20 protein-coding genes and 1 pseudogene are annotated in these 21,551 nt (G+C 46.8%); 17 read left to right on the top strand and 4 right to left on the bottom strand.

The window, feature by feature from the left end; genetic code table 11:
- Positions 1–164: 164 nt before the first annotated feature.
- From G7035_RS27800 to G7035_RS07035, 13 genes and pseudogenes are all read left to right on the top strand, one after another.
- Positions 165–1,676: a methyl-accepting chemotaxis protein gene (locus G7035_RS27800; RefSeq protein ID WP_019685836.1), complete on the top strand. Its 1,512-nt coding sequence runs from the start codon at positions 165–167 to the stop codon at positions 1,674–1,676.
- A 135-nt stretch (positions 1,677–1,811) separates the two neighbouring features.
- Positions 1,812–2,174 (top strand): DUF1304 domain-containing protein, encoded by a 363-nt coding sequence (locus G7035_RS07090; protein ID WP_019685837.1) that lies wholly within the window; start codon positions 1,812–1,814, stop codon positions 2,172–2,174.
- Positions 2,175–2,333: 159 nt separating this feature from the next.
- Positions 2,334–3,953, top strand: coding sequence for an ABC transporter substrate-binding protein (locus tag G7035_RS07085; RefSeq protein ID WP_019685838.1), 1,620 nt, complete (start codon positions 2,334–2,336; stop codon positions 3,951–3,953).
- Positions 3,954–4,026: 73 nt separating this feature from the next.
- Positions 4,027–4,977: an ABC transporter permease gene (locus tag G7035_RS07080; protein WP_016820190.1), complete on the top strand. Its 951-nt coding sequence runs from the start codon at positions 4,027–4,029 to the stop codon at positions 4,975–4,977.
- Positions 4,978–4,981: 4 nt separating this feature from the next.
- Entirely contained in the window at positions 4,982–5,827 is an 846-nt protein-coding gene (locus G7035_RS07075; protein WP_016820191.1) for an ABC transporter permease, read from the top strand.
- 59 nt (positions 5,828–5,886) lie between these two features.
- Positions 5,887–6,923: pseudogene (locus G7035_RS07070) on the top strand (ABC transporter ATP-binding protein).
- On the top strand, positions 6,910–7,881 hold the full coding sequence (locus G7035_RS07065) for an ABC transporter ATP-binding protein (RefSeq protein ID WP_172494045.1): 972 nt from the start codon (positions 6,910–6,912) through the stop codon (positions 7,879–7,881). The pseudogene G7035_RS07070 and the gene G7035_RS07065 overlap by 14 nt, the downstream one beginning before the upstream one ends.
- 47 nt (positions 7,882–7,928) lie before the next feature.
- On the top strand, positions 7,929–8,378 hold the full coding sequence (locus G7035_RS07060; protein ID WP_016820194.1) for a hypothetical protein: 450 nt from the start codon (positions 7,929–7,931) through the stop codon (positions 8,376–8,378).
- A gap of 274 nt (positions 8,379–8,652) precedes the next feature.
- Positions 8,653–9,687, top strand: coding sequence for an iron chelate uptake ABC transporter family permease subunit (locus G7035_RS07055; RefSeq protein ID WP_019685840.1), 1,035 nt, complete (start codon positions 8,653–8,655; stop codon positions 9,685–9,687).
- A gap of 77 nt (positions 9,688–9,764) precedes the next feature.
- Positions 9,765–10,322, top strand: a complete 558-nt coding sequence (locus G7035_RS07050) for a GNAT family N-acetyltransferase (protein WP_019685841.1) — start codon at positions 9,765–9,767, stop codon at positions 10,320–10,322.
- A gap of 268 nt (positions 10,323–10,590) precedes the next feature.
- Positions 10,591–11,889, top strand: a complete 1,299-nt coding sequence (locus G7035_RS07045) for an ABC transporter substrate-binding protein (protein WP_019685842.1) — start codon at positions 10,591–10,593, stop codon at positions 11,887–11,889.
- Between the two features lie 38 nt (positions 11,890–11,927).
- A complete protein-coding gene (locus G7035_RS07040) occupies positions 11,928–12,800 on the top strand; it encodes a carbohydrate ABC transporter permease (RefSeq protein WP_017425662.1) in 873 nt (290 codons plus the stop codon).
- A complete protein-coding gene (locus tag G7035_RS07035; protein WP_019685843.1) occupies positions 12,790–13,620 on the top strand; it encodes a carbohydrate ABC transporter permease in 831 nt (276 codons plus the stop codon). Before G7035_RS07040 ends, G7035_RS07035 begins: the two co-directional genes overlap by 11 nt.
- Before the next feature lie 10 nt (positions 13,621–13,630).
- Here G7035_RS07035 and G7035_RS07030 read toward each other — a convergent pair whose 3' ends face one another.
- Positions 13,631–14,467: a helix-turn-helix transcriptional regulator gene (locus G7035_RS07030; protein ID WP_019685844.1), complete on the bottom strand. Its 837-nt coding sequence runs from the start codon at positions 14,465–14,467 to the stop codon at positions 13,631–13,633.
- A 137-nt stretch (positions 14,468–14,604) separates the two neighbouring features.
- Here G7035_RS07030 and G7035_RS07025 point away from each other — a divergent pair, with 137 nt between their 5' ends.
- Positions 14,605–15,891: a Gfo/Idh/MocA family protein gene (locus G7035_RS07025; RefSeq protein ID WP_019685845.1), complete on the top strand. Its 1,287-nt coding sequence runs from the start codon at positions 14,605–14,607 to the stop codon at positions 15,889–15,891.
- 107 nt (positions 15,892–15,998) lie between these two features.
- Here G7035_RS07025 and G7035_RS07020 read toward each other — a convergent pair whose 3' ends face one another.
- Positions 15,999–16,526 carry a hypothetical protein gene (locus G7035_RS07020; protein ID WP_143069152.1) on the bottom strand — a complete coding sequence of 176 codons (528 nt, stop codon included), beginning with the start codon at positions 16,524–16,526 and terminating at the stop codon, positions 15,999–16,001.
- Positions 16,527–16,787: 261 nt separating this feature from the next.
- Positions 16,788–17,621 carry a carbonic anhydrase gene (locus G7035_RS07015; RefSeq protein ID WP_019685847.1) on the bottom strand — a complete coding sequence of 278 codons (834 nt, stop codon included), beginning with the start codon at positions 17,619–17,621 and terminating at the stop codon, positions 16,788–16,790.
- Positions 17,622–17,862: 241 nt separating this feature from the next.
- Between G7035_RS07015 and adhP the strand changes: the two genes are divergently transcribed.
- On the top strand, positions 17,863–18,879 hold the full coding sequence (gene adhP / locus G7035_RS07010; RefSeq protein WP_016820203.1) for an alcohol dehydrogenase AdhP: 1,017 nt from the start codon (positions 17,863–17,865) through the stop codon (positions 18,877–18,879).
- Between the two features lie 81 nt (positions 18,880–18,960).
- Here the strand turns inward: adhP and G7035_RS07005 are convergent, their stop codons facing one another.
- Positions 18,961–19,326 carry a winged helix-turn-helix transcriptional regulator gene (locus G7035_RS07005; RefSeq protein WP_013368959.1) on the bottom strand — a complete coding sequence of 122 codons (366 nt, stop codon included), beginning with the start codon at positions 19,324–19,326 and terminating at the stop codon, positions 18,961–18,963.
- 140 nt (positions 19,327–19,466) lie between these two features.
- On the opposite strand from G7035_RS07005, the gene G7035_RS07000 reads away from it, so the two are divergent.
- Positions 19,467–20,663, top strand: a complete 1,197-nt coding sequence (locus G7035_RS07000; RefSeq protein WP_019685848.1) for an MFS transporter — start codon at positions 19,467–19,469, stop codon at positions 20,661–20,663.
- 31 nt (positions 20,664–20,694) lie between these two features.
- Positions 20,695–21,537, top strand: coding sequence for an aldo/keto reductase (locus tag G7035_RS06995; RefSeq protein WP_019685849.1), 843 nt, complete (start codon positions 20,695–20,697; stop codon positions 21,535–21,537).
- Positions 21,538–21,551: the final 14 nt, after the last annotated feature.

Raw genomic sequence — 21,551 nt, 5'->3', positions numbered from 1 at the left:
TTCGACATTTTTCGATGTTTTTTGTATGGATATATAGGTATATGGACACGAAAAATAAGTCTTAATACCTATACGATTATAGATTTATTTATAATGATTCTTAATAAAATTCCGATATTAAATTATACCGTTTTATATAACTGGCTTAGAAGGGAAGATCATATATGTTTCTCAAGAAAAATGAGTCTCAATCACTTGCTCCTTTAGTAGAAGAAAGCCGCAAACTCTCACAAAGAATACAGCAAAAGGATTATTCTGCTGCAATACAGGTTCCCTCAGCATCTCCTGAAATTCAAGAAATCGCAAACAATGTCAACCAAGCGATAGAGTCCATGAAAAATGATGCTCAACATGTTGATATCCGTTTGAAGCTTGTTACCAAGGCGATAGAGATTGGCTTATGGGACATGGAGGTCATTGCGGGTGATCCCGTCAATCCAAGTAATACGTTCACATGGTCCGAAGAATTCCGTTCTATGCTGGGATATCAGAGCGAAAAGGAATTCCCCAATGTATTGGACAGCTGGTCATCTCGACTACACCCCGAAGACTATGACAGATCTTTGGCAGAATTGTCTGATCATTTACTGGATACTACGGGAAAAACCCCTTATGACGTACAGTATCGTTTGAGGCTGAAGCATGGAGAATATCGCTGGTTCCGGGCTACCGGAACGACGATCCGTGACCAGCAGGGAGTACCGCTTCGTATTGCGGGCGCTCTGTTGGATGTGCACGATCAGAAGATTAAGTCAGAGGAGCTTCAGGCGCTAGTTACAAGATATGATCTCATCAACCTCGTGTTGGTTGAAGCTCCTTACGATGTAAATATTATCGGAGGGGACATAGAGAATCCGGATAATACATTTTGGTGGTCACCGCAATTCCGCGAAACGCTGGGTTTTAAGGACGAGCAGGATTTTCCAAGCAAGCTTAGCAGCTGGGCTTCAATCCTGTATCCCGAGGATGCTGAAATGGCGATTAAAGTTTTGAATGATCATTTAAATGATTATACGGGGCGCACACCGTACGAAATGGAATGCCGTTTAGTGCGTAAGAATGGTGAACATCGCTGGTACTATTGCAGTGGGAAAACATTGCGCGATAGCAGGGGAGTACCTATTCGCATTGCCGGAACAATCCGTGATATCACAGTGGAAAAGGAAAAGCAGGCTGTTGCAGACGAGCTTACGCTCAAAATTCAGCATCTCTCCGATTCCATTACAGAAATGGTGAACGGTGTTAACTCGGTTAGTAACCAGGCACAGGAATTGGCTACGGCTCAAGAGCAATCGACAGAGGCAGCGAATCAGGCCAAAGTCAGTGCAGAAGAGACGCAAAACATTTCGAACTTCATTAAAGAGATTGCGAATCAAACGAATCTATTGGGTCTGAATGCTGCAATCGAGGCATCGCGTGCAGGCGAGCAGGGACGGGGTTTTGCAGTAGTTGCAGATGAAGTCAGAAAACTTGCCATCCATAGTGCGGATGCGACCGGGAATATCGAGACCAGTCTGGACGAAATGAAAACACTCATCGAGCGAATTCTGCACAACATCGGGAATATGTCTACGCTGACACAAACACAAGCCGCGCTAACACAGCAAGTCAATGCATCTACGGACGAGATCAACAGTATGTCCAAAGCTTTGTTGGATTTTGCGAGAACGATGTAAGGCTTTAGACTTCATGTAAATAGTAGACCGGGCCATAGGCTCGGTCTCTTTACTGCTTTTGGTAGATGAACTATACTTTTGAGGATCAATCTAAGATGACCTCAGAGTAATTTCATGTGGAAAAGAGGAAGCGATTTGAGCCTACTTAGTTCAATATTGGTTGGAATTGTAGCGCTGGAGCACGTGTACATTTTAGTATTGGAAATGTTTTTGTGGACGACTCCACGCGCGATGCGTACGTTCGGTACCTCGAAGGAACTGGCAGGAGTGACCAAGTCCTTGGCAGCCAATCAGGGGCTGTATAACGGATTTCTGGCTGCTGGATTGGTGTGGGGCTTGATCTATCCCGATCCTGTGATCGGGCGGCAAATCGAATTATTTTTTGTCATTTGCGTAGTAGTGGCTGCAGTGTATGGTGCATTAACGGCTAATAAGTCTATTTTATTAAAGCAAGGTCTGCCTGCCATCTTGGCATTAATCAGTTTGCTGGTCTTCTAAAAGACGCCCTTAACGGGTGTCTTTTTTGCTAATTCGATCACATAATGTCTGCAATGCTAATGACAAGGGGAATAAACAGTTTTTGAACGATTGTAAATCCGACTATTCCGATTTATAATATTTTTTAATACATACTTAAAGAATTTGGAGGCTAGAGCGATGCGTCGTAATTTGACAGGTATATTCGTATTCATCGTATTAATGTTGGTAGTAAGTGCATGCTCCGGCGGAAATTCGGGATCTTCGTCTGCGACGAATGGTAGTGCGTCTGGCACAGATGCAACTACAGCGGATAACGGACAGCCCAAAGATGGTGGCAGCCTGATTATCGGCGTGCAAGCCGATCCGGTGGTGCTGAATCCGAACTATGCGGGTGACCGGGTAAGTCTGACGATAGATCAAGCGATATTTGCACCTTTGTTCCAAGTGAACAATGGCAAGAAGACGTTTTATTTGGCAGATAGCCTGACTCCTTCGGCAGACAAGTTGACCTATACACTAAAACTGAAAAAGGATCTGACTTGGCATGATGGCGAGAAGCTGACAGCTGACGATGTCGTTTTCACGATTAACAAAATTTTAGATGAGAAGCAGCACAGCTTCTTGAGAAGTAATTTTATGGTCAACGGCAAGCCAGTACAGGCGAGCAAGGTTGATGATACGACGGTGGACTTCAAGCTTCCTCAGCCAGCCCCAGCTTTTGAGGCGGCCCTGGTACAGGTATCCCCGATTCCGAAGCACATTTTTGAGAATGAAGCGGATATTGAGAAAAGCACGAAAAACAACACTCCGGTTGGATCAGGTCCTTTCAAATTTAAAGAGTACAAAACTGGCGAGTACGTTACACTTGAACGGTTCGATAACTATTTTGGCGGCAAGCCGCATCTGGATTCTGTGACATATCGGATTGTTAAAGATTCGAATGCTGCCAATTTAGCCCTGCAAAATGGTGAAATCAATGTAAACTATCTCGACCCACAAAACGTAGACACCATTAAAGCGACAGATAAGTTTGACATTTTCCCTTACAGCGAAGGCCGCTTGGCTTACCTGATGTTTAATGAAAACAGTGATACAAAGCAGTTGAACAAAAAAGAAGTACGTCAGGCGCTTTCTTATGCACTGAATCAGGATGAATTGATCCAGGTATCGTATGGCTCCAAAGATTATGCAGATACTGCAAAGTCCGCTTTGACACAGGATGTACTGTATCACACGAATGATGTTGCATTTTTCAATAATGATGTGAACAAGGCGAAGGAGCTGCTGAAATCGGCCGGCGCTGAAGGGCTGAAGCTGCGCATTATCATTCCGGGCGGCAACAAGGTTCAGGAAGCACAGGCGCTGTATATCCAGCAGAAGTTCAAGGATATTGGCGTTCAGCTGGATGTGAACAGTATGGATTCCTCAGCGTGGTCGCAAAAATTCGTTGATACGAATGCCAAGGATTTCGATCTGGCGATCAGCGGCTATATCATGGGGTATGACCCTGACGCGTATCGTATTTTGTATAGCACGGGATCGTCCTCCAACTATTCGCATTATTCTAATAAAGAAGTAGATAAGTTGTTGGAAGAGGGCGCGGGTGAGTCGGATACGACTAAACGTGGAGAAATTTATAAAAAGGTACAAGAAATTTTGGCTGATGATGCGGTTATCTACCCAATTGCATACACCAAAACGATTGTGGCCTTCGACAAGCAGTATGGCGGTATTGATCAGGCTGTGTTGAAGCCGGTCGTGATTTTCGAGGATTTGTCCAAAATTTATCACAAATAAGACAGGGTTTTCAAAAAATAAGCTGGGGTAACCAGCTTATTTTTTTCGAAAACAGCAAGGGGAAGGAAAACGTATGAGACAACTCATCGCCAGAAGGTTGCTGCAAGTTATACCGATGCTATTTTTTGTGTCCATCGTCTGCTTCGGCTTGATCAAGCTGGCTCCAGGTGATCCGGTTCTCTCTTTTGTTACACCGAATATGCATCTGGAAGATATTGAAAGAATGAGGCATAGCTTGGGGCTGGACCAGCCCGCTTATGTACAGTACATATTATGGCTTAAAAAAAGCCTGACAGGAGATCTAGGTTATTCGCTAATTAATCATCAGCCTGTACTGGATCAGATTCTCGACCGTCTCCCGGCGACAGCGGGGTTAATGGGCGCCTCCATCATACTCGCTGTGTTGATTGCAATTCCACTTGGTTTGATTGCTGCGGCCAATCGGAATCGCTGGATCGACAAGCTCATTAATCTAATGTCGTACATCGGTATTTCTGTCCCATTGTTTTGGCTTGGCATTTTGCTTATTTATCTATTTGCAATTTATTTGCATTGGCTTCCAAGTACAGGGATGCGTACGATCGGAACGGACTCGGTGCTGGATGTAATCAAGCATGGAATTTTGCCATGTTTTGTACTGGCCTTTGGCTTTCTATCCGTCTATGTGAGGTACATCCGTTCCAGCACGATTACGCAGCTTAAGGAAGAGTACGTGCAGATACAGTACGCGTTCGGATCTGGACAGCGACTGGTTTTGTTCCGACACGTGCTCAAGCATGTGCTGCTGCCCATCATTACGCTGCTTGGTATGTCGGTTGCGGATCTGGTAGCGGGAGCCATTGTGACGGAGACGGTATTTTCCTGGCCGGGCATTGGCTCGCTGGGCATGACGGCTGTAAAAGGAATGGATTATCCCGTCATTATGGGGATTACTTTATTTTCCGCTTTGCTGCTGATCCTGGGCAATCTGCTGGCAGATATCTTGTACAGCATGGCGGACCCGAGAATTAAATCAACGAGGTGAAAACATGAATCGGAGCAAATGGCGCAACATCGGGATCGAGCTGATGACGAGCAAAATGGGCGCCGTCGCCCTCATACTATTGATCGTATTCTCGCTGGGAGCGATTTTCGCATTTTTATCACCGCAGGACCCGAATAAGCTGAACGTACTGGAGCGCCTCCAACCACCGGGAGGCGCACACTGGTTTGGAACGGACGATTACGGTCGGGACTATTTTACAAGAGCGCTGTATGGCGGTCGTGTATCCTTGCTGGTGGGCTTTGCCTCTATGATTATTGCGACCAGTATTGGTGCAGTGGTAGGCATTGTGAGCGGCTATTTTGGCGGGTGGATTGACAACCTGCTTATGCGGATTTTGGAGCTAATCATGTCGATTCCGTCTTTTCTAGTTATATTGCTGCTTAGTGTGTTTTTGAAGCCAGGCGTTGGCAATATCATTGTCATTATCGCCCTGCTCATGTGGATGAATATCGCCCGGGTGGTGCGGGCAGAGACGATGACGCTGCGCGAACGGGAGTATGTACTATACGCTAAGGCTTCAGGACAAAGTACATTTGGCATTATCCTGAAGCACATCGTTCCCAATCTGATTCCAGTCATTATCGTAGGAGCGACGAACAATATCGCTTCAGCCATTATGATGGAATCATCACTGAGCTTTCTCGGCTTTGGTGTTCAACTGCCGAACGCTACGTGGGGCAGTATGCTGAATAATGCCCAAGGTTATATTGCACAGGCACCATATATGGCATTGTTTCCGGGATTGCTTATTTTACTGACCGTGTTGAGCTTTAATGTACTGGGAGATGTACTGCGTGTAGGCTTTGAGCCCAAATTAGTAAAACGGTGATTTACAGCATAGATCCATTAACAATGGCTCCAGGAGCGACAGGAAGGGGCGAAAACACAATGACAGAACATCTGCTGTCTGTCGAACAGCTGGAGGTCTCGTTTTTCACTCGTGGGGGGAGAATCAGGCCGTTCGAGGGGTTAGCTTTCATATTGATGCTGGAGAAACGGTAGGAATTGTAGGAGAATCCGGTAGCGGCAAAAGCGTTACGGCGAAAGCGATCATGTCGATGATTGCCCCACCCGGCAAGCGGCTGAACGGCGATATCCGTTACCGTGGAGAAAGTTTGACCGCGCTGACAGAAAAACAATGGCGTAAAATACGCGGTAACCAAATCGCAATGGTGTTTCAGGACCCGATGACTTCGCTGAATCCGGTCAAAAAAGTAGGCTATCACCTGGTCGAGGTGATTCGCAGGCATCGAGGATTGAGCAAGGAAGCAGCTACGCAGGCAGCTGTGGAGCTACTGCGACAGGTAGGTATTACTGAACCGGAGCGTCGAATGAATCAATACCCGCATCAATTCAGCGGAGGGATGCGTCAGCGGGTGATGATCGCAATGGCGCTCTCGTGCAGTCCGGAACTGCTGATTGCAGATGAGCCGACTACAGCGCTGGATGTGACGATTCAGGCGCAAATCTTGGAGCTGCTCAAGACGCTCAAGCAGCAATCCGATATGGCGATTGCCCTGATCACCCATGATCTGGGCGTCGTCGCCCAGGTGTGCAGCCGTGTCATCGTAATGTACGGAGGCATGGTGATGGAGGAGGGGCGTGTGGACGATATCTTCTATCGTCCTGGGCATCCATATACGCAGGGTCTGCTGCGCTCTGTACCCCAGCGTACGAACGGCTTCCGTGAGCGGCTGGTGCCGATTGAGGGCACGCCCCCGGATCTGGTGAACCCGCCATCAGGCTGTCCGTTCATGGAACGGTGCCCGCATGCGTTTGCCCGCTGTGTGGAGCGGCCGCCAATGGTGGAGTTGCGCTCTGACCAGCGAGCAGCCTGCTGGTTGAACGAGCCGGACGCCGTGCCTGCCGGAGTCTACGAGACGTCCGAAGCGGGTCGTGCAGAGGAGGGGAATGACGGTGAATGAAGCGTTGAGAGAGGCCAACCATGTGGCGGGTGAGGATCAGCCCTTGGTGGAGGTACACCAGCTTAAGAAGCATTTTGTGACCGCAAAGGATTTGTTAGGGCGCAGCTCCGAGGTGCTCAAGGCGGTTGACGGCGTAAGCTTCCACATCAAGCGCGGCGAGACGTTCGGATTGGTTGGTGAGTCCGGTAGTGGCAAATCGACAGTTGGACGCTGCCTGACACGGTTATACGATTATACGGAAGGTACGGTACGCTTTGACGGTCAGGATATTTCCAAGCTGAATGACAAGCAGCTCAAGCCGCTACGTCGGCGTATTCAGAGCATTTTTCAGGACCCATATTCCTCGCTTAATCCGGGTATGAACGTGCTTGACCTGATTGGTGAGCCGATGGATATTCACAGATTGCATCAGGGCAGTGAGCGTAAGGATGCCGTAGTGGCTTTACTGGAGAAGGTAGGGCTGAAGCGAGAGCACCTGTACCGCTATTCGCACGAGTTTAGCGGCGGTCAACGCCAGCGGATTTCCATCGCTCGTGCCTTATCCGTGAATCCCGAGTTCATCGTCTGTGATGAACCGATTTCGGCGCTGGATGTGTCCATCCAGGCGCAGGTCATTAACACGCTGGAGGATCTCCAGCAGGAGTTCGGACTGACGTATCTGTTCATCGCTCACGACTTGTCGATGGTGCGGCATATTTCGGATCGAATCGGCGTGATGTATCATGGACGGTTGGTGGAGGTAGCCGACGCAGATGAACTGTATGAGCAGCCCGCTCACCCCTATACGCAGGCGCTGCTCTCCTCCATCCCTGTGCCTGATCCGAGAGCGGTCGGCGAGCGGCAGAATAGCTTGGCTCAACCCGACGGTTCATGGGTATGGGACAAGGATAGCAACGATGCTGGCGAGCTGAAAGAAATTAGTCCCGGACATTATGTGGCGTACCCGGTTAGCCGTTAGGTTAAGATTGGTTGTACGTGTACATAACCTATAGGAGGTAAAAAACGATGACTGAATCAACGAAAAGAGTACGTATTTCCCAGTGGGACGCGCTCATGCTGGAATCTTTACGTTCATTAGGCTGGTCCCCTGAGGAACTCATCCGTCGGGTGCAGCAAAATGAGCTGCCAACGGACGGACAATTTGATTATGCGGAGCTTGCCACCGGGCTGGCGGCCAATGAACCGGAGGTGTTTGTCAGCGCGGTAACAGACGGGTATCAGATCAAATATAATACGATCCGTGGCATTCGTACGTGGATTGCCGTGGCGCTTGGAGGTGAGCCAGAGCTGTCTCTGGAGGAAGGAAGCGAAGCTGTCACATCCGAACTGACGCAGGCCGAATATGATCGGCTGGAACAGGTGCTGTCGTTAGGTTGGGTCATTCAGGAGGTACGGCCCGCGACTGGCGATACTGCAGGATTGTACCGCATTGTGCCTGCTGCACAGACGAATTAAATTGTGAATATGGAGCAGCACACTTTACCAGGATTTGAAACGAGCTGACCGGGAGGTCAGCTCGTTTTTTAATACGATGCTTCTTCATCTTTTCATACTTTAGAAAATAGGTTTACGGCTTGGCACCTCATTCACGTCCCTTCCATCTTTCCTCATATGGATATCATCAGTTGAAATGATTAGAAAGGTTACATTTTTCACCATATATGACCGATAAAAGTATAGTATTATTTATATTTTATGGGAAATGAGGAAAGGGGACCTTTTAAATCTGATGAGTGAACAAGAAATACATAGGAGTGAATGTGGAGGTGGGACGATCGTTGCTGAACCGAACGCAGTTCCACCACGTCCACAAAGAATAGTTTTGACCCTGGTTACAGGGTTCGCTTTATTGATCTTTAGTTTGTTCCTATCGCTAACCACAGGTATATTTCCTATCAGCTATGCAGAGTTATGGGAAGTGTTGTTTTCTTCCAATCCTGATCCCATATTGAAGGAAGTTGTATACCAAACTCGTATGCCATTTGCCTTGGATATGTTGTTGCTCGGAGGAGGTCTGGCCGTTTCAGGCACTCTTTTACAACTACGAATAGCTAATCCATTTGCATCACCCACCTTAACCGGACTTATGCCTGGGGCAATGGTGGGGTTATGTATTGTCCTTTTACTGGGAATGAACATAGACTCTCTTGGTGGTATGGCCCTTTGTATTGCAGGGGCGGTATTTGGGGGATTCATTGTATTTACATTAAATAGAATCCGTTTCATTCGAGGACGGTCTGCGGGAATTCATTTATTCATGATTGGTTTCATTATTGATGTAGCCCTTCGTTCAATCTCTGGATTTATTGTGCTATTTGGAGAAAATCAGCAAGAGTGGGCAATGTCTGTGGGAGGGTGGGGAATAAGAGAAGGGTCATTTACGTTTTGGCTTACCTTGGTTACACTTCTCGTCGCAGGATCTGTCTTCGCATTCCCCAAGCAGCTGAAACCCCTGTACATTCCCTTCGCAATTGTGTTGACCGCCATTACGGTGTGGGCATGTGGTACCATCGGATATATAGGGCTTATTGTGCCTTATTTCATGCGCTGTATGATAGGAAAGCGTCCACGGCTTCTCTTGTTGGGCTCCATCCTTTGGGGAGGCGGGTTGTTGATGCTGGCCAAAGTCATTTCCGCTAGAATCCATGAGCCGGTTGGGTTGCCCTTAACCCCAGTACTGGCCTGCATCGGCATACCCCTTTTGATCTTTATGATGTGGAGAGAATGGCAAAGAAGCTCTATGCTTGAAAATGGTAAATTCTGAACGCTAATAGCTAGAGCATCAAACTCTATTTTTTTATGCTATATTTTATACATAAAAAAATAGAGTTGAGGTGCAGCATGACATCAATGACGATTGTCGATCCATCCGTCAAACCAGGATTAGTGGCTTATCAGGCAAGTAATGAAGATCAGGCTGAGATTCAGGAGTTAATTTTAAAGACGGCCAGATGGCTGCACAGCAAGGGTTCCACGCAATGGGGCAAATTACTAAAAGGAGAAGATGATCACAATCTGGGTGGTGCTATTTCACGCGGAGAAGTGGTTATTTTCCGAACCTCAGACGATCATCGCTTGGCAGGCGCAGTGATCTTGCAGCAGCAGCCCAGTGCTTGGGATTGTAGATTGTGGGGATTAGACGGGATGAATTCCGAGGGAGGTACCTCCGTGTATCTGCATCGTTTGGTTGTAGATCGCGATAACACGGGGAAGGGACTGGGCCGTGAGCTTATGCAGTGGATTGAGCAAGGTATCCGCTTCGCAGGCAAGGATCGAATCCGTCTGGATTGTATTGCGGGCAATGACAAGCTTAGCGGTTTTTACCAACAATGTGGCTATACTTATATAGGCGAAACAAATGGCTATAACACTTTTGAAAAGATGCTAATAAAGTCATAGAAAACGAAATCATAATTGAAGGAATACAAAAGAAGGAAGCAGGTGATCTGCATTCTTCTTTTTTTTTGTTGTGCAGACCTTTACGTCCTCGTGATGTCTTTCTCTTGGTTACTGTCATATCAGAGCCACTCAAAAGAAAAAAATTTATATAAAAATGAAAATGGGGATATCGCGCTTTCTCCTTCTACATATGATGATAGGGAAAGTTTTGTAAGCGCTTCAAAGAAGGGTGATATACAACCATGCGAAGCTACAGGAGGCGGTTAAGGTGGACAATTACATGAGTTGGATAAAAATTGGATTTTCCCTCAGCATTCTGTTTTTACTTGCAACGGCATGCAGCACTTCTCCCAAAATAGAGAATACAGATGGACAAAAGGTGCGGCTTACGATGCAAGTTTGGGGTAACCCTGCGGAGGTGAAGGTGTATCAGCGGGCACTGGATGCATTTGAAAAAGAGAATCCGAATATCGAAGTTAAGCTGGTACCAGTACCGGGAGACCAATATGAGCAAAAGCTGTTGACACAGCTACAGGGAAGTCGCGGACCGGATGTCTTTTATTCATATGAGTCGACGATTGCGCGTTTGATCGGAGCAAAACAGGTGCAGCCTTTGGGTGAATTTTTAAAAAGTGAGGCAAGTGACGTGAAGGCCGAGGATTTTCCGGAAGGATTATGGGGTCCGGCCAAGCGTGATGGGGAAATCTATGGGGTCACTCCTGACTCAAACCCGATGGTCATGTACTACAACAAAAAGGTATTTAAGGAAGCAGGTGTGAAAACACCGCAGGAATACTATGATGAGGGCAAGTGGAACTGGGACGCCTTTGAGGAGGTTACATCCAAGCTGAAGGCCGCCGGAAAGCAGGGCTATATTGCGGAAAACTGGTGGGCTCACTGGTATTCATGGGTGTGGTCGAATGGTGGCCGGATCTTTGATGAACAAGGCAAGTATGTGCTGGACCACAATGAAAAGGGCAAGGAAGCGTTCGCTTTTATGTACGATATGGTGAAAAAGGGAAATGCGGTATACCTTGGCTCACTCCCAAAAGGGCAGGGGGCAGATGCCATGTTCATGTCCAATCAGGTCGGCATGCTGGCGGCAGGAAGATGGCTGGAGCCCTTGTTTAGCCAAAATAAAAGCCTCGACTTTGATTATATCTACTGGCCCTCCAACACTGGTAAAAATGAGCCTGTCGCCATCCCGGTTGCATATGTAGCTGTCAACAAAAACAGTCCGCATGTGCAAGAGGCCATGAAGCTGGCAGCTTTCTACGTCTCTGTGAAAGGGCAGGAGGCGCGGCTGGTTGAAGGTGGCAATGCCATGGGTACGCTTGCTGCCGCAGATGAGAGCATCATGAAAAAGGCGACGATTGAGCACTCGGGCTATCTGACTGAGGGACGTGATAAAGGGCATGCTTATGGTTCCGCATTGGCATATGATGCACAGGTGCCCGGGTTGAACTCCGATATCACGGAAACCATTGACCTGATGTTCCTGGGCAAGCAGGATGCTGCGACAACTATTGAGAAGTTGAACCAGATCATATCCAAGGCGGTCAAGTAAACACGGGATGGGCCGTGACCAGGGAGGAAGGTGACAAGATGCAGAAAAAGCATCAAGCGCTGTGGGGCTATCTATTTATTGGCCCCCAGTTTCTTGGTCTGTTATGTTTTTCACTGCTGCCCTTGCTGTATGCGTTTTACTTAAGCTTTGTCAATTGGGATGGTTTTGGGGTACCTTTGTTTGTCGGCTTGGACAATTTTAAAGGTCAATTATCTGATCCTGATTTCTGGAAGGCGCTCATTAATACGGTGTACTATATGGTGCTGGTCATTCCGGTGGGGATTGTGTTGGCTCTGCTCGTAGCCATCGTACTCAATAAAGTGAAGGGTAGGGAAATCTATCGCTTGTTTTTTTTCATGCCTGTCGTAACCAGTTCGGTATCGGTGGGGGTCATCTGGATGTGGATACTGAATGGTGAATTTGGCATTTTAAACCACTTGCTGCGAGCGATTGGCATTGCAGGCCCGATGTGGCTTACCGATACGCATTGGGTGATCCCGTCGATTGCTCTACTTAGCATATGGCTGGGACTGGGATACAACATGGTCATTTTTTTGGCAGGACTTCAGGGCATCTCCAAAAGCTATTACGAGGCAGCCGAAATTGACGGGGCCAGCAAGTTCCAGCAGCTAAGGTATATCACATTGCCGCTATTGTCACCAACAACCTTTTTTGTCACCATCATGATGGTCATCAGCTCTTTTCAGGTGTTCGATCAGGCGTTCGTCATGACAAACGGCGGGCCAGCCAAAGCAAGCTATACGCTTGTGTATCACATTTACGATCAGGCATTCATTGATTTCACGATGGGAGAAAGTGCGGCAGCGGCAATGATTTTGTTCGTGATTATTCTCATATTTACACTGCTGCAATTTAAAATGCAAAAGAGGTGGGTGCACTATGGAGATTAGTTGCAGAGGCAGGATGCTCCTGCGCCAATTGCTGCTCGCTGTCGGTTCTTTAATCATGTTTTTTCCATTTCTATGGACCATCCTCAGTTCTTTAAAGGATATCTCTCAAATTTTTGTCGTTCCGCCACAATGGATTCCCGATCCGTTTGTATGGAGCAACTATCCGGCATCGCTGGAGGCCATGCCCTTCGTGCAGGCGTACATGAACAGCTTTTACATTACGTTTATCATCGTGACAGCGACGCTGATTAGCGCATCTATGGCAGCGTATGCCTTTGCTAAAATCCGTTTTCCGGGTTCGGATATATTGTTTATTTTGTTCCTCGCTACGATGATGGTGCCTAAGCAGGTAACGATGATTCCGCTATACTTGGTGATGGATCGTATCGGCTGGCTGGATACGCATTGGTCGCTGATTGTACCTGGAGCCTTGTTTAATGCATTCGCGGTGTTTTTGCTCCGTCAATTCGTCATGGGAATTCCACGCGATCTGGAGGAAGCAGCAGTCATGGACGGGGCGGGATACATTCGCATTTACTGGAGTGTCATTCTGCCACTCATTCGTCCGGCATTGGCGGCGATCGGGATTTTCACTTTTTTGGGTGCCTGGAACAGCTTTCTTGATCCGCTGATCTATCTCAATACACCAGAGAAATTTACAGTTCCACTTTTGCTCAACAATTTCAAAGGACTATATACCGCCGATTGGTCACTGATGATGGCAGGTACCACCATCTCCGTCGTCCCGGTGCTCATCGTCTACATCATCGCCCAAAAGCAAATTATTGAGGGCATTACCTTAACAGGTATCAAGGGGTAGGGGCTTTTCCCTACTCCTTTTTGTGTACTTTCCGATACTGTAATGGAGTACGCCCGGTGAAATGCTTGAATACACGGCCAAAGTGAGCAATGCTGTCAAAGCCCGTCTTTTCAGCAATGGCGGTCACTTTCCAGTTTGTTTCCTTCAAATACGCCCGAGCCTGCTGAACCCGTACATCCTGAAGATACTCGACCAACGTAAAGCCTGTGGTCTGCTTGAAAATGCGGCACAGATAGGTGCTGCTAATATAAAAATGTCCTGCCAGTTGCTCCAACGATAGCTTCTCGGCATAGTGGGCATGCAGGTACTCAATCACCGAGTACACGCGCTGCTGCTGCTCGCTGCGTTCCGGCGCTATGGTCTCAGGAGCAGCCGCTTGTATACGGCGGATTCGGATCAGCAACTGGAGCAACAGGCTTTGAAGATACATATGGCGGTATGCATGCTCTTGATGGTATTCATCCAGCATTTGCTGGAACAAATGCTCCAGCTCACGTTGTTCTGCTGCAGAGGGGCGAAGCAAAAAGCTTTTTTCAGGCAATAGCAGGTGATTCTGATCGCCGGATGGAGTGACAGACGCGGACGAGCCTACAAACGCTTCATCAAAGTTGATCAAGATTCGCTCATGGCTGCCGCTCCCTTTGTTACTCGTACGGTGAAAATTATGTTTGCTGATCCAGATCAGATCGCCCTTCTGTAGTGCGTATACACGCTGATTAATGTAGTAGTAACGCTCTCCTGCCAGCAGATAATAGATTTCATGCGCTTGATGGACATGGTCAGCAGACATGCTAAACGGCACCATCCGAAGCGCTTGCTCGATGGCAAAAAGGGGTGTGGCGATCATAACGACGTGCTCCTTTATGAAAGTATTCATGAGGATAATATATGCATACTTTTTGGACGAATTCACAATAAAAGCGAAGATTTCGCTCTTTCTTATACTATAAAATAGAAGTAATTCATGTAAAGGGTGTGAACCAATTGGCTAAAATCAAATATGCGCTTGTGGGCACCGGAGGAAGAGCTGAATTTTTTTACGGTGAAGTTGTTACCGTTTTCAAAGATACATCAGAGCTGGTCGCGTTCTGTGACGTCAACCAGACGAGAATGGACTATGCCAATCAGCTGTTGCAAGAGAAATACGAGCACCAGCTGATTCCAACCTATAAAGCTCACGAATTTGATCGGATGATCGCGGAGGTGAAGCCGGATATCGTCATCGTCACCACCATTGACCGAGTGCATCATCGGTATATTATCCGGGCGATGGAGCTGGGCTGTGATGTCATTTCCGAGAAGCCGATGACGGTGGACGAGGATAAATGCCAAGACATTCTGGATGCCATAGAACGCACGGGACGGAAGCTGCGCGTCACCTTTAACTATCGCTATGCCCCGCATAATACGAAAATCCGTGAGGTTATCATGGACGGGACACTGGGTGACATCTTATCAGTCAATTTTGAATGGCTGCTGAATACCCAGCATGGCGCGGATTATTTCCGCCGCTGGCACCGGGACAAGCGCAATAGCGGCGGTCTGCTGGTGCACAAATCAACCCATCATTTTGATCTGATGAACTTCTGGCTTGGCTCGAAGCCGGAGACAGTGTATGCGCTGGGTGATTTGAAATTTTACGGCCGGGAGAATGCGGAGCAGCGTGGCGTGACGGAGTTCTATCAACGGGCTTACGGCAGCAAGGCGGCGGAGAATGACCCTTTTGCCTTACACCTGGATCGTAACGAGCATCTAAAAAGTATGTATCTGGATGCGGAGCATGAGGATGGATATGTGCGGGACCAAAGCGTATTTGGCGACAATATCAGTATTGAGGATACGCTCAGTGTCATGGTGAAGTATCAGAATAAAACGGTAATGAACTATTCACTGAACGCTTATATGCCATGGGAGGGCTTTATCATTGTATTTAACGGCACCAAGGGACGGATGGAAGTTCGGGTGTCCGAGCAATCCTATGTTAATTCCGGTGGCAGCAAGGCAGATGAGGGGGCGCTAAAAGAGAAAACTATCACGATCTATCCTCACTTTGCAGCACCTTACGAGGTCGAAGTAGAGGAAGGCGTGGGGGGACATGGCGGAGGAGATCCGGTCATGCTGCGGGATATTTTCGATAAGCCGGCAGAGGATCGGTTTCATCGTGCGGCCTCTCATATTGATGGCGCATGGTCCATTTTAACAGGCATCGCTGCCAACCGTTCTATGCGCACAGGTCTGCCGGTGAAGGTGGAGCAACTGGTGCGATTATAACGATGATCAGTAGACAGCAACTTTAATAACAAGAAGCCTCCTCTATGAGATGAATGAGGAGGCTTCTTGTTTGTATTATATATAAGGCGGCCTTTATATTTGGTTTATTATATAGAAACCATAGAAACAGTATCAAGATTTAATACTGACAGCTGGGAACCTGTTCCTGTACCAGTAACTTGGAATTCTAAATTAAAGACTGAACGGCCTAATAAAGAAGCTGCTGGAATAGTCAAACTATAACTTTGGTATCTTCCTGAAGGAATACTTATGAGGTTTAGTACTCCACCTGAAAATGTGCTACCTAGAAGTCTAACCCGGAGGATACCAGTGGAACTTGGTGATTCAGCAAAAAATGTTAATCGATATGAACGAAAGGGACTTAGAGAAAGAGTTTGAGTTAATGATGCACTTTGACCTGGCAGAACCGAATAGCGGGCATTTGCCCTGCCTGTATGAGGGCGAACGCGCGAGAGAGATACATTACCTACAGGACGCCATGGCGAAAAGGAACTATTTTCAAAACTCCCGTTACGTACTTGAGTAACTCTAAATTTAGTTTGACGTTTAGTTCGATATCTAAGAATTGGAGGGACAACTTTTTTAGTCCGGCGGCTAACTCTTTTAACAGACATCTTGCCAACTCCTTTACTATAAATAGTTAGTATAAAGTATGTGGCTCTCATTTAGAGAGTGTTAGTTATCGGCACATAATTTCTACTATATTCCCGTTTATATTATAGTGAGTGACAAGGCAACCGGTGGGATAGACACAGTGAAACTACCCGAAAGAGGGGGGGCTGTGTCTCTTGATCTGATCGTGAAGATTCCTGACGCTGTGATGAAGATGGTCAGTATTACTACTGGCCTGAAGACTTTGGTCCAGACATATTTTATTATTTATCGGTCTTCAGCTCACGGGTTCCCAGCTGTTGTACAGGTCGATGGTTGTCGGGAAAAATGGCAGCAAACTGATTGATTTGGTCTGCCGACATTTCAATAGGCTGTTCCAATACCGTCCAATTCACATGTTCTGTACATGGCGGGGTAGTCAGTGATCCGTTGTAGCGAACGGAGTGCAGGTCTTTTGGCAGCAGCGAGGCAAGATTTATTTCTCCCTCCAAGTTCGCTTCTTGAGAGATACCTTTTGGCAGTTTGGACCAGATGCGGTTGAAGGCCTTGTTTTCTTTGCCACTTTGTATAAGAACCCCTAAGACAGCTGTGCTTCCGTTGTCGCTTTGATGAACAAAATGAAGCTCCATTTCAGCATTTTTACCGTCTATTTGGTGTTCACTTGGATGATGAAAATGGAACTGCTTTAAGGTGAATGTAGCGCCGTCCACGACAATATTATTGCTGGGACTAGCCACATTGACTTGTACGGTATGTCCATTATTTAGTATGGATACTTTAGTGGTTGAATAATGAACCTGCAACGGCTGCTGCGTATGCGAAGCTTCCAGATGGGAATGCTCTATGTTGATGGGAGATTGCTCCTGACCGTTACCACAAGCGACAAAATCCTTTTCCAGCTCCCCCCAATGCTCCGGTCCTTCATCCCCTTCGTAGGACCAGTGCGGGCTTTTCTGAATAACTGCATGAGCGTTGTTAGCTGAGGACGATGATGCGCTAGTAGGACTAGAAGTGGCGGGTGATGTACATCCTGTTACCGACAGTGCCAAGATTATGGAAAATATGCTGAACAAGCAACCTCTCCAATGTTTTTTCATGTTTCTTTATCCTTCTTCCAAATAGAGTATGTGAAACTTTTTACATTGTAAATTATTGTACAAAGTTCCTGCAAGGGTACAAGGACTTAGGAAAAAGGTAGAAATGGTTGCTTATTATTACCGGGGTGTAGAAAGAATAATGGAGTGGTGAAATTTTGTTTGTCCTCTTTGGGGGAAGTAACTATAATAGTGGGGTGTGCGTTACAAAATAATTCCATATCTACTCAAAGGAGAGATCTACATGAAAGCAGCAATTGTTACAAAAGACAAGAAAGTTAGTGTAGAAGAGAAACCTTTGCGCTCCCTGAAACATGGGGAAGCGTTAGTCCAAGTTGAATATTGTGGGGTTTGCCACACAGATTTACACGTAAAAAATGCAGATTTCGGTGATGTCACAGGCAGAGTTCTGGGACATGAAGGTATTGGGAAAGTCATTGAATTAGGTGAAGGAGTGACCAGTCTTAAAATTGGCGATCGCGTAAGTATTGCCTGGATGTTCGAAAGCTGCGGTCACTGCGAATATTGTTTAACCGGACGGGAAACTTTGTGTCGTGAAGTTAAAAATGCCGGATACACGGTAGATGGTGCAATGGCAGAACAATGTATTGTCACAGCTGACTATGCGGTCAAAGTACCAGATAACCTTGATCCTGCCGCTGCAAGTAGTGTAACTTGCGCAGGGGTTACAACATATAAAGCAGTTAAAGTAAGCGATATCAGACCAGGACAATGGATCGGTATCTTCGGTATCGGCGGCTTGGGTAACTTGGCTGTGCAATACGCCAAAAATGTATTCAATGCTAAAGTTGTAGCGTTTGACATCAGTGATGAAAAACTCGAACTGGCCAAAAAAATTGGTGCTGACTATATTGTTAACAGCATGAAAGAAGATCCAGTCGCCCGAGCTAAGGAATTAACGAACGGTGCTGGTCTGGATGCAACCGTGGTTACTGCTGTTGCCAAAACACCTTTCAACCAAGCCATTGACGTTGTGAAGGCTGGCGCGCGTGTCGTAGCTGTAGGTCTTCCAACCGATAAAATGGATTTGGACATTCCGCGTCTGGTTCTGGACGGCATTCAAGTAATCGGTTCTTTGGTCGGTACTCGTGAAGACCTTAAAGAAGCGTTCCAGTTTGCTGCAGAAGGTAAAGTTGTTCCTCTTGTACAAAAACGTCCGCTTGAAGACATCAATGAGATCTTCGAAGAGATGGAGCATGGCAAAATCCAAGGACGTATGGTCATTGATTTTACCAAATAAAATGATGTCCAATTCGTAAATCTTGGAATTGTAAGAGAGAGAAAGCGCCTGCTGATCTAGTGCAGACGCTTTTTTTTTGCTTTACAGCTTATTCAGAATGTTATCCTCCAAAACCGCAGATTTATCCCCGTATTCTTTAATAATATGTCTTTCTCCCCAGGCACAAAGTGAATCCAAAATGCTTTTCAAACTACATCCATATTCACTAAGCTCGTACTCCACTTTGGGTGGAACCTGATTATAGCTAATCCGATTGACAATGCCGTCTTCCTCTAATTCACGAAGCTGTTGAGTCAGCATTTTTTGTGTTATGGAAGGCATCATGCGCTTTAATTCACTTGTTCGCATCTTTCCATGGGTCAAATGACACAGAATCACACACTTCCATTTTCCCCCGATCACCTCTAATGTCGCCTCAACAGAGATATTGTATTTTTTCTTTCCCAATGCCGATCCCTCCGTGTATGTCGCCTCTAGGGTACTTTTTGGTACCTATATCACTAAAAAGTACGTACTGTTCATAATTGATTGAATAACTCATAATAACATCTGCTGGTCGAAGATTACTATAGATAGGAGTGAAAAACATGTCGCCAGAATCCAAACGAAGTATCTGGCCATTACTGGCTTTAGCCGTAAGTGCCTTTGCCATTGGGACCACTGAGTTCATCAGCGTAGGATTGCTTCCCCTGATCGCTGAAGACTTGCACATATCCGTAACAATGTCCGCACTAACTGTAACGCTGTATGCATTAGGGGTTACCATTGGGGCACCTGTGTTGACCTCGTTAACATCGAGTGTTCCTCGTAAAACGCTACTGCTGTGGATCATGATTGTGTTTATAGCAGGCAACAGCCTTGCTGCGGTCTCTAGTGGAATCACCCTGCTGCTGATTGCACGTGTCATCTCGGCGTTCTCCCATGGAGTGTTCATGTCCATCGGGTCCACCATCGCGGCCGACCTTGTTCCCGATGATCGGCGGGCGAGTGCCATTTCGATTATGTTCTCCGGCTTGACCGTTGCCACCGTCACAGGGGTACCATTGGGCACCTACGTGGGGCAGCAATGGGGTTGGCGGGCTGCATTTATGGCCATTGTGGTCGTCGGTGTTGTGGCCCTCATTGCTAATCTGATTCTGCTGCCCTCTACGCTCCGAAAAGGGAATAAGACTCCTTTCAGCGAGCAGGTCAAACTGGTTACGAATGGTCGCTTGCTACTTGCATTTATCATTACTGCCTTGGGATATGGGGGCACATTCGTCGTGTTTACTTATTTATCTCCATTACTTCATGACATAACCGGTTTTGGAGAAAATACGGTAACGTTCATTCTCTTATTGTATGGAATCGCCATTGCTATCGGGAATGTCATCGGTGGAAAAGCTGCGAACCGCAGACCGCTTTCAGCTTTGTTTTACATGTTTCTGATTCAAGCTGTGATCCTGTTTCTGCTGTGGTTTACCGTGCCATTTCAAACGGCAGGTCTGGTGACGATTTTCTTTATGGGATTGCTTGCGTTTATGAATGTGCCTGGTCTACAGGTGTATGTAGTTATGTTAGCCGAACGTTTTGCACCCAAAGCGGTCGATGTCGCCTCTGCTGTTAATATTGCGGCCTTCAATGCAGGGATCGCAATCGGAGCATATGTGGGAGGTATTGTGACAGATTCAATGGGTCTCATGCATACAACTTGGGTCGGTGGGGTAATGGTTTTGGTGGCGGTTCTACTGACAGTCTGGAGTCGTATGCTCGAAAAAAGGGATACAACCGCCTTGGTAGGCTAAAACTTTTAAAAAATAGAGAGGAAGATACAAAATGACACAAAACCTACAAAGCACAACAACATTGCACAACGGAGTTCGCATGCCTTGGTTTGGCATCGGGGTATTTAAAGTAGAAGAAGGTTCAGAGCTGGTCAATGCTGTGAAGGCTGCTGTAAAGCATGGCTACCGCAGTATAGATACAGCGGCAATCTATGCGAATGAAAACAGTGTAGGACAGGCTATTCAGGAAGCCCTCTCGGAGAATAATCTGTCCAGAGAAGAACTATTCGTCACCTCCAAAGTGTGGAATGCAGATTTAGGCTATGAAGAGACACGAGCGGCTTATGAAGCAAGCCTAAACAAACTGGGACTGGACTATCTGGATCTATATCTGATTCATTGGCCGGTTCAAGGGAAGTACAAAGAAGCTTGGAGAGCTTTGGAGTCCTTGTATAAAGAAGGACGGATTAAGGCCATCGGAGTCAGCAACTTCCAAATTCATCATTTGGAAGATCTCATGCAGGATGCAGAAATCAAGCCAATGGTCAATCAGGTGGAATTTCACCCGCAGCTAACCCAAACCGAGCTGCTGCAATTCTGTCAAAAGAACAACATCCAAATGGAAGCCTGGTCCCCGCTCATGCAGGGTCAATTGCTCGATCATCCGGTGCTGCAAGACATAGCGAACAAGCACGGTAAATCGGTGGCTCAAGTGATTTTACGCTGGGATGTACAGCAGGGAGTCGTCACTATTCCCAAGTCCACCAAGGCGCATCGAATCGTCGAAAATGCCGATATTTTTGACTTTGAATTGACGCGTGAGGATATGGATCAAATTCAGGAGTTAAATGCCAATCTTCGGGTAGGTCCAGATCCGGACAACTTTGATTTTTAAAATTCAGTCCATCA

Origin of the sequence: Paenibacillus polymyxa, from assembly GCF_015710975.1 — a bacterium.
GTDB lineage: Bacteria > Bacillota > Bacilli > Paenibacillales > Paenibacillaceae > Paenibacillus > Paenibacillus polymyxa.
Note: the sequence above shows the minus strand (reverse complement) of the source record. Positions and strands in the feature narration are given on the sequence as shown.

What these genes read in the sequence shown, in the direction of transcription:
- G7035_RS27800 (WP_019685836.1), top strand. Translation starts at nt 165, where the DNA reads ATGTTTCTCAAGAAAAATGAGTCTCAATCACTTGCTCCTTTAGTAGAA.
- G7035_RS07085 (WP_019685838.1), top strand. Translation starts at nt 2,334, where the DNA reads ATGCGTCGTAATTTGACAGGTATATTCGTATTCATCGTATTAATGTTG.
- G7035_RS07080 (WP_016820190.1), top strand. Translation starts at nt 4,027, where the DNA reads ATGAGACAACTCATCGCCAGAAGGTTGCTGCAAGTTATACCGATGCTA.
- G7035_RS07075 (WP_016820191.1), top strand. Translation starts at nt 4,982, where the DNA reads ATGAATCGGAGCAAATGGCGCAACATCGGGATCGAGCTGATGACGAGC.
- G7035_RS07065 (WP_172494045.1), top strand. Translation starts at nt 6,910, where the DNA reads ATGACGGTGAATGAAGCGTTGAGAGAGGCCAACCATGTGGCGGGTGAG.
- G7035_RS07060 (WP_016820194.1), top strand. Translation starts at nt 7,929, where the DNA reads ATGACTGAATCAACGAAAAGAGTACGTATTTCCCAGTGGGACGCGCTC.
- G7035_RS07055 (WP_019685840.1), top strand. Translation starts at nt 8,653, where the DNA reads ATGAGTGAACAAGAAATACATAGGAGTGAATGTGGAGGTGGGACGATC.
- G7035_RS07050 (WP_019685841.1), top strand. Translation starts at nt 9,765, where the DNA reads ATGACATCAATGACGATTGTCGATCCATCCGTCAAACCAGGATTAGTG.
- G7035_RS07040 (WP_017425662.1), top strand. Translation starts at nt 11,928, where the DNA reads ATGCAGAAAAAGCATCAAGCGCTGTGGGGCTATCTATTTATTGGCCCC.
- G7035_RS07035 (WP_019685843.1), top strand. Translation starts at nt 12,790, where the DNA reads ATGGAGATTAGTTGCAGAGGCAGGATGCTCCTGCGCCAATTGCTGCTC.
- G7035_RS07030 (WP_019685844.1), bottom strand. Translation starts at nt 14,467, where the DNA reads ATGATCGCCACACCCCTTTTTGCCATCGAGCAAGCGCTTCGGATGGTG.
- G7035_RS07020 (WP_143069152.1), bottom strand. Translation starts at nt 16,526, where the DNA reads ATGTCTGTTAAAAGAGTTAGCCGCCGGACTAAAAAAGTTGTCCCTCCA.
- G7035_RS07015 (WP_019685847.1), bottom strand. Translation starts at nt 17,621, where the DNA reads ATGAAAAAACATTGGAGAGGTTGCTTGTTCAGCATATTTTCCATAATC.
- adhP (WP_016820203.1), top strand. Translation starts at nt 17,863, where the DNA reads ATGAAAGCAGCAATTGTTACAAAAGACAAGAAAGTTAGTGTAGAAGAG.
- G7035_RS07000 (WP_019685848.1), top strand. Translation starts at nt 19,467, where the DNA reads ATGTCGCCAGAATCCAAACGAAGTATCTGGCCATTACTGGCTTTAGCC.
- G7035_RS06995 (WP_019685849.1), top strand. Translation starts at nt 20,695, where the DNA reads ATGACACAAAACCTACAAAGCACAACAACATTGCACAACGGAGTTCGC.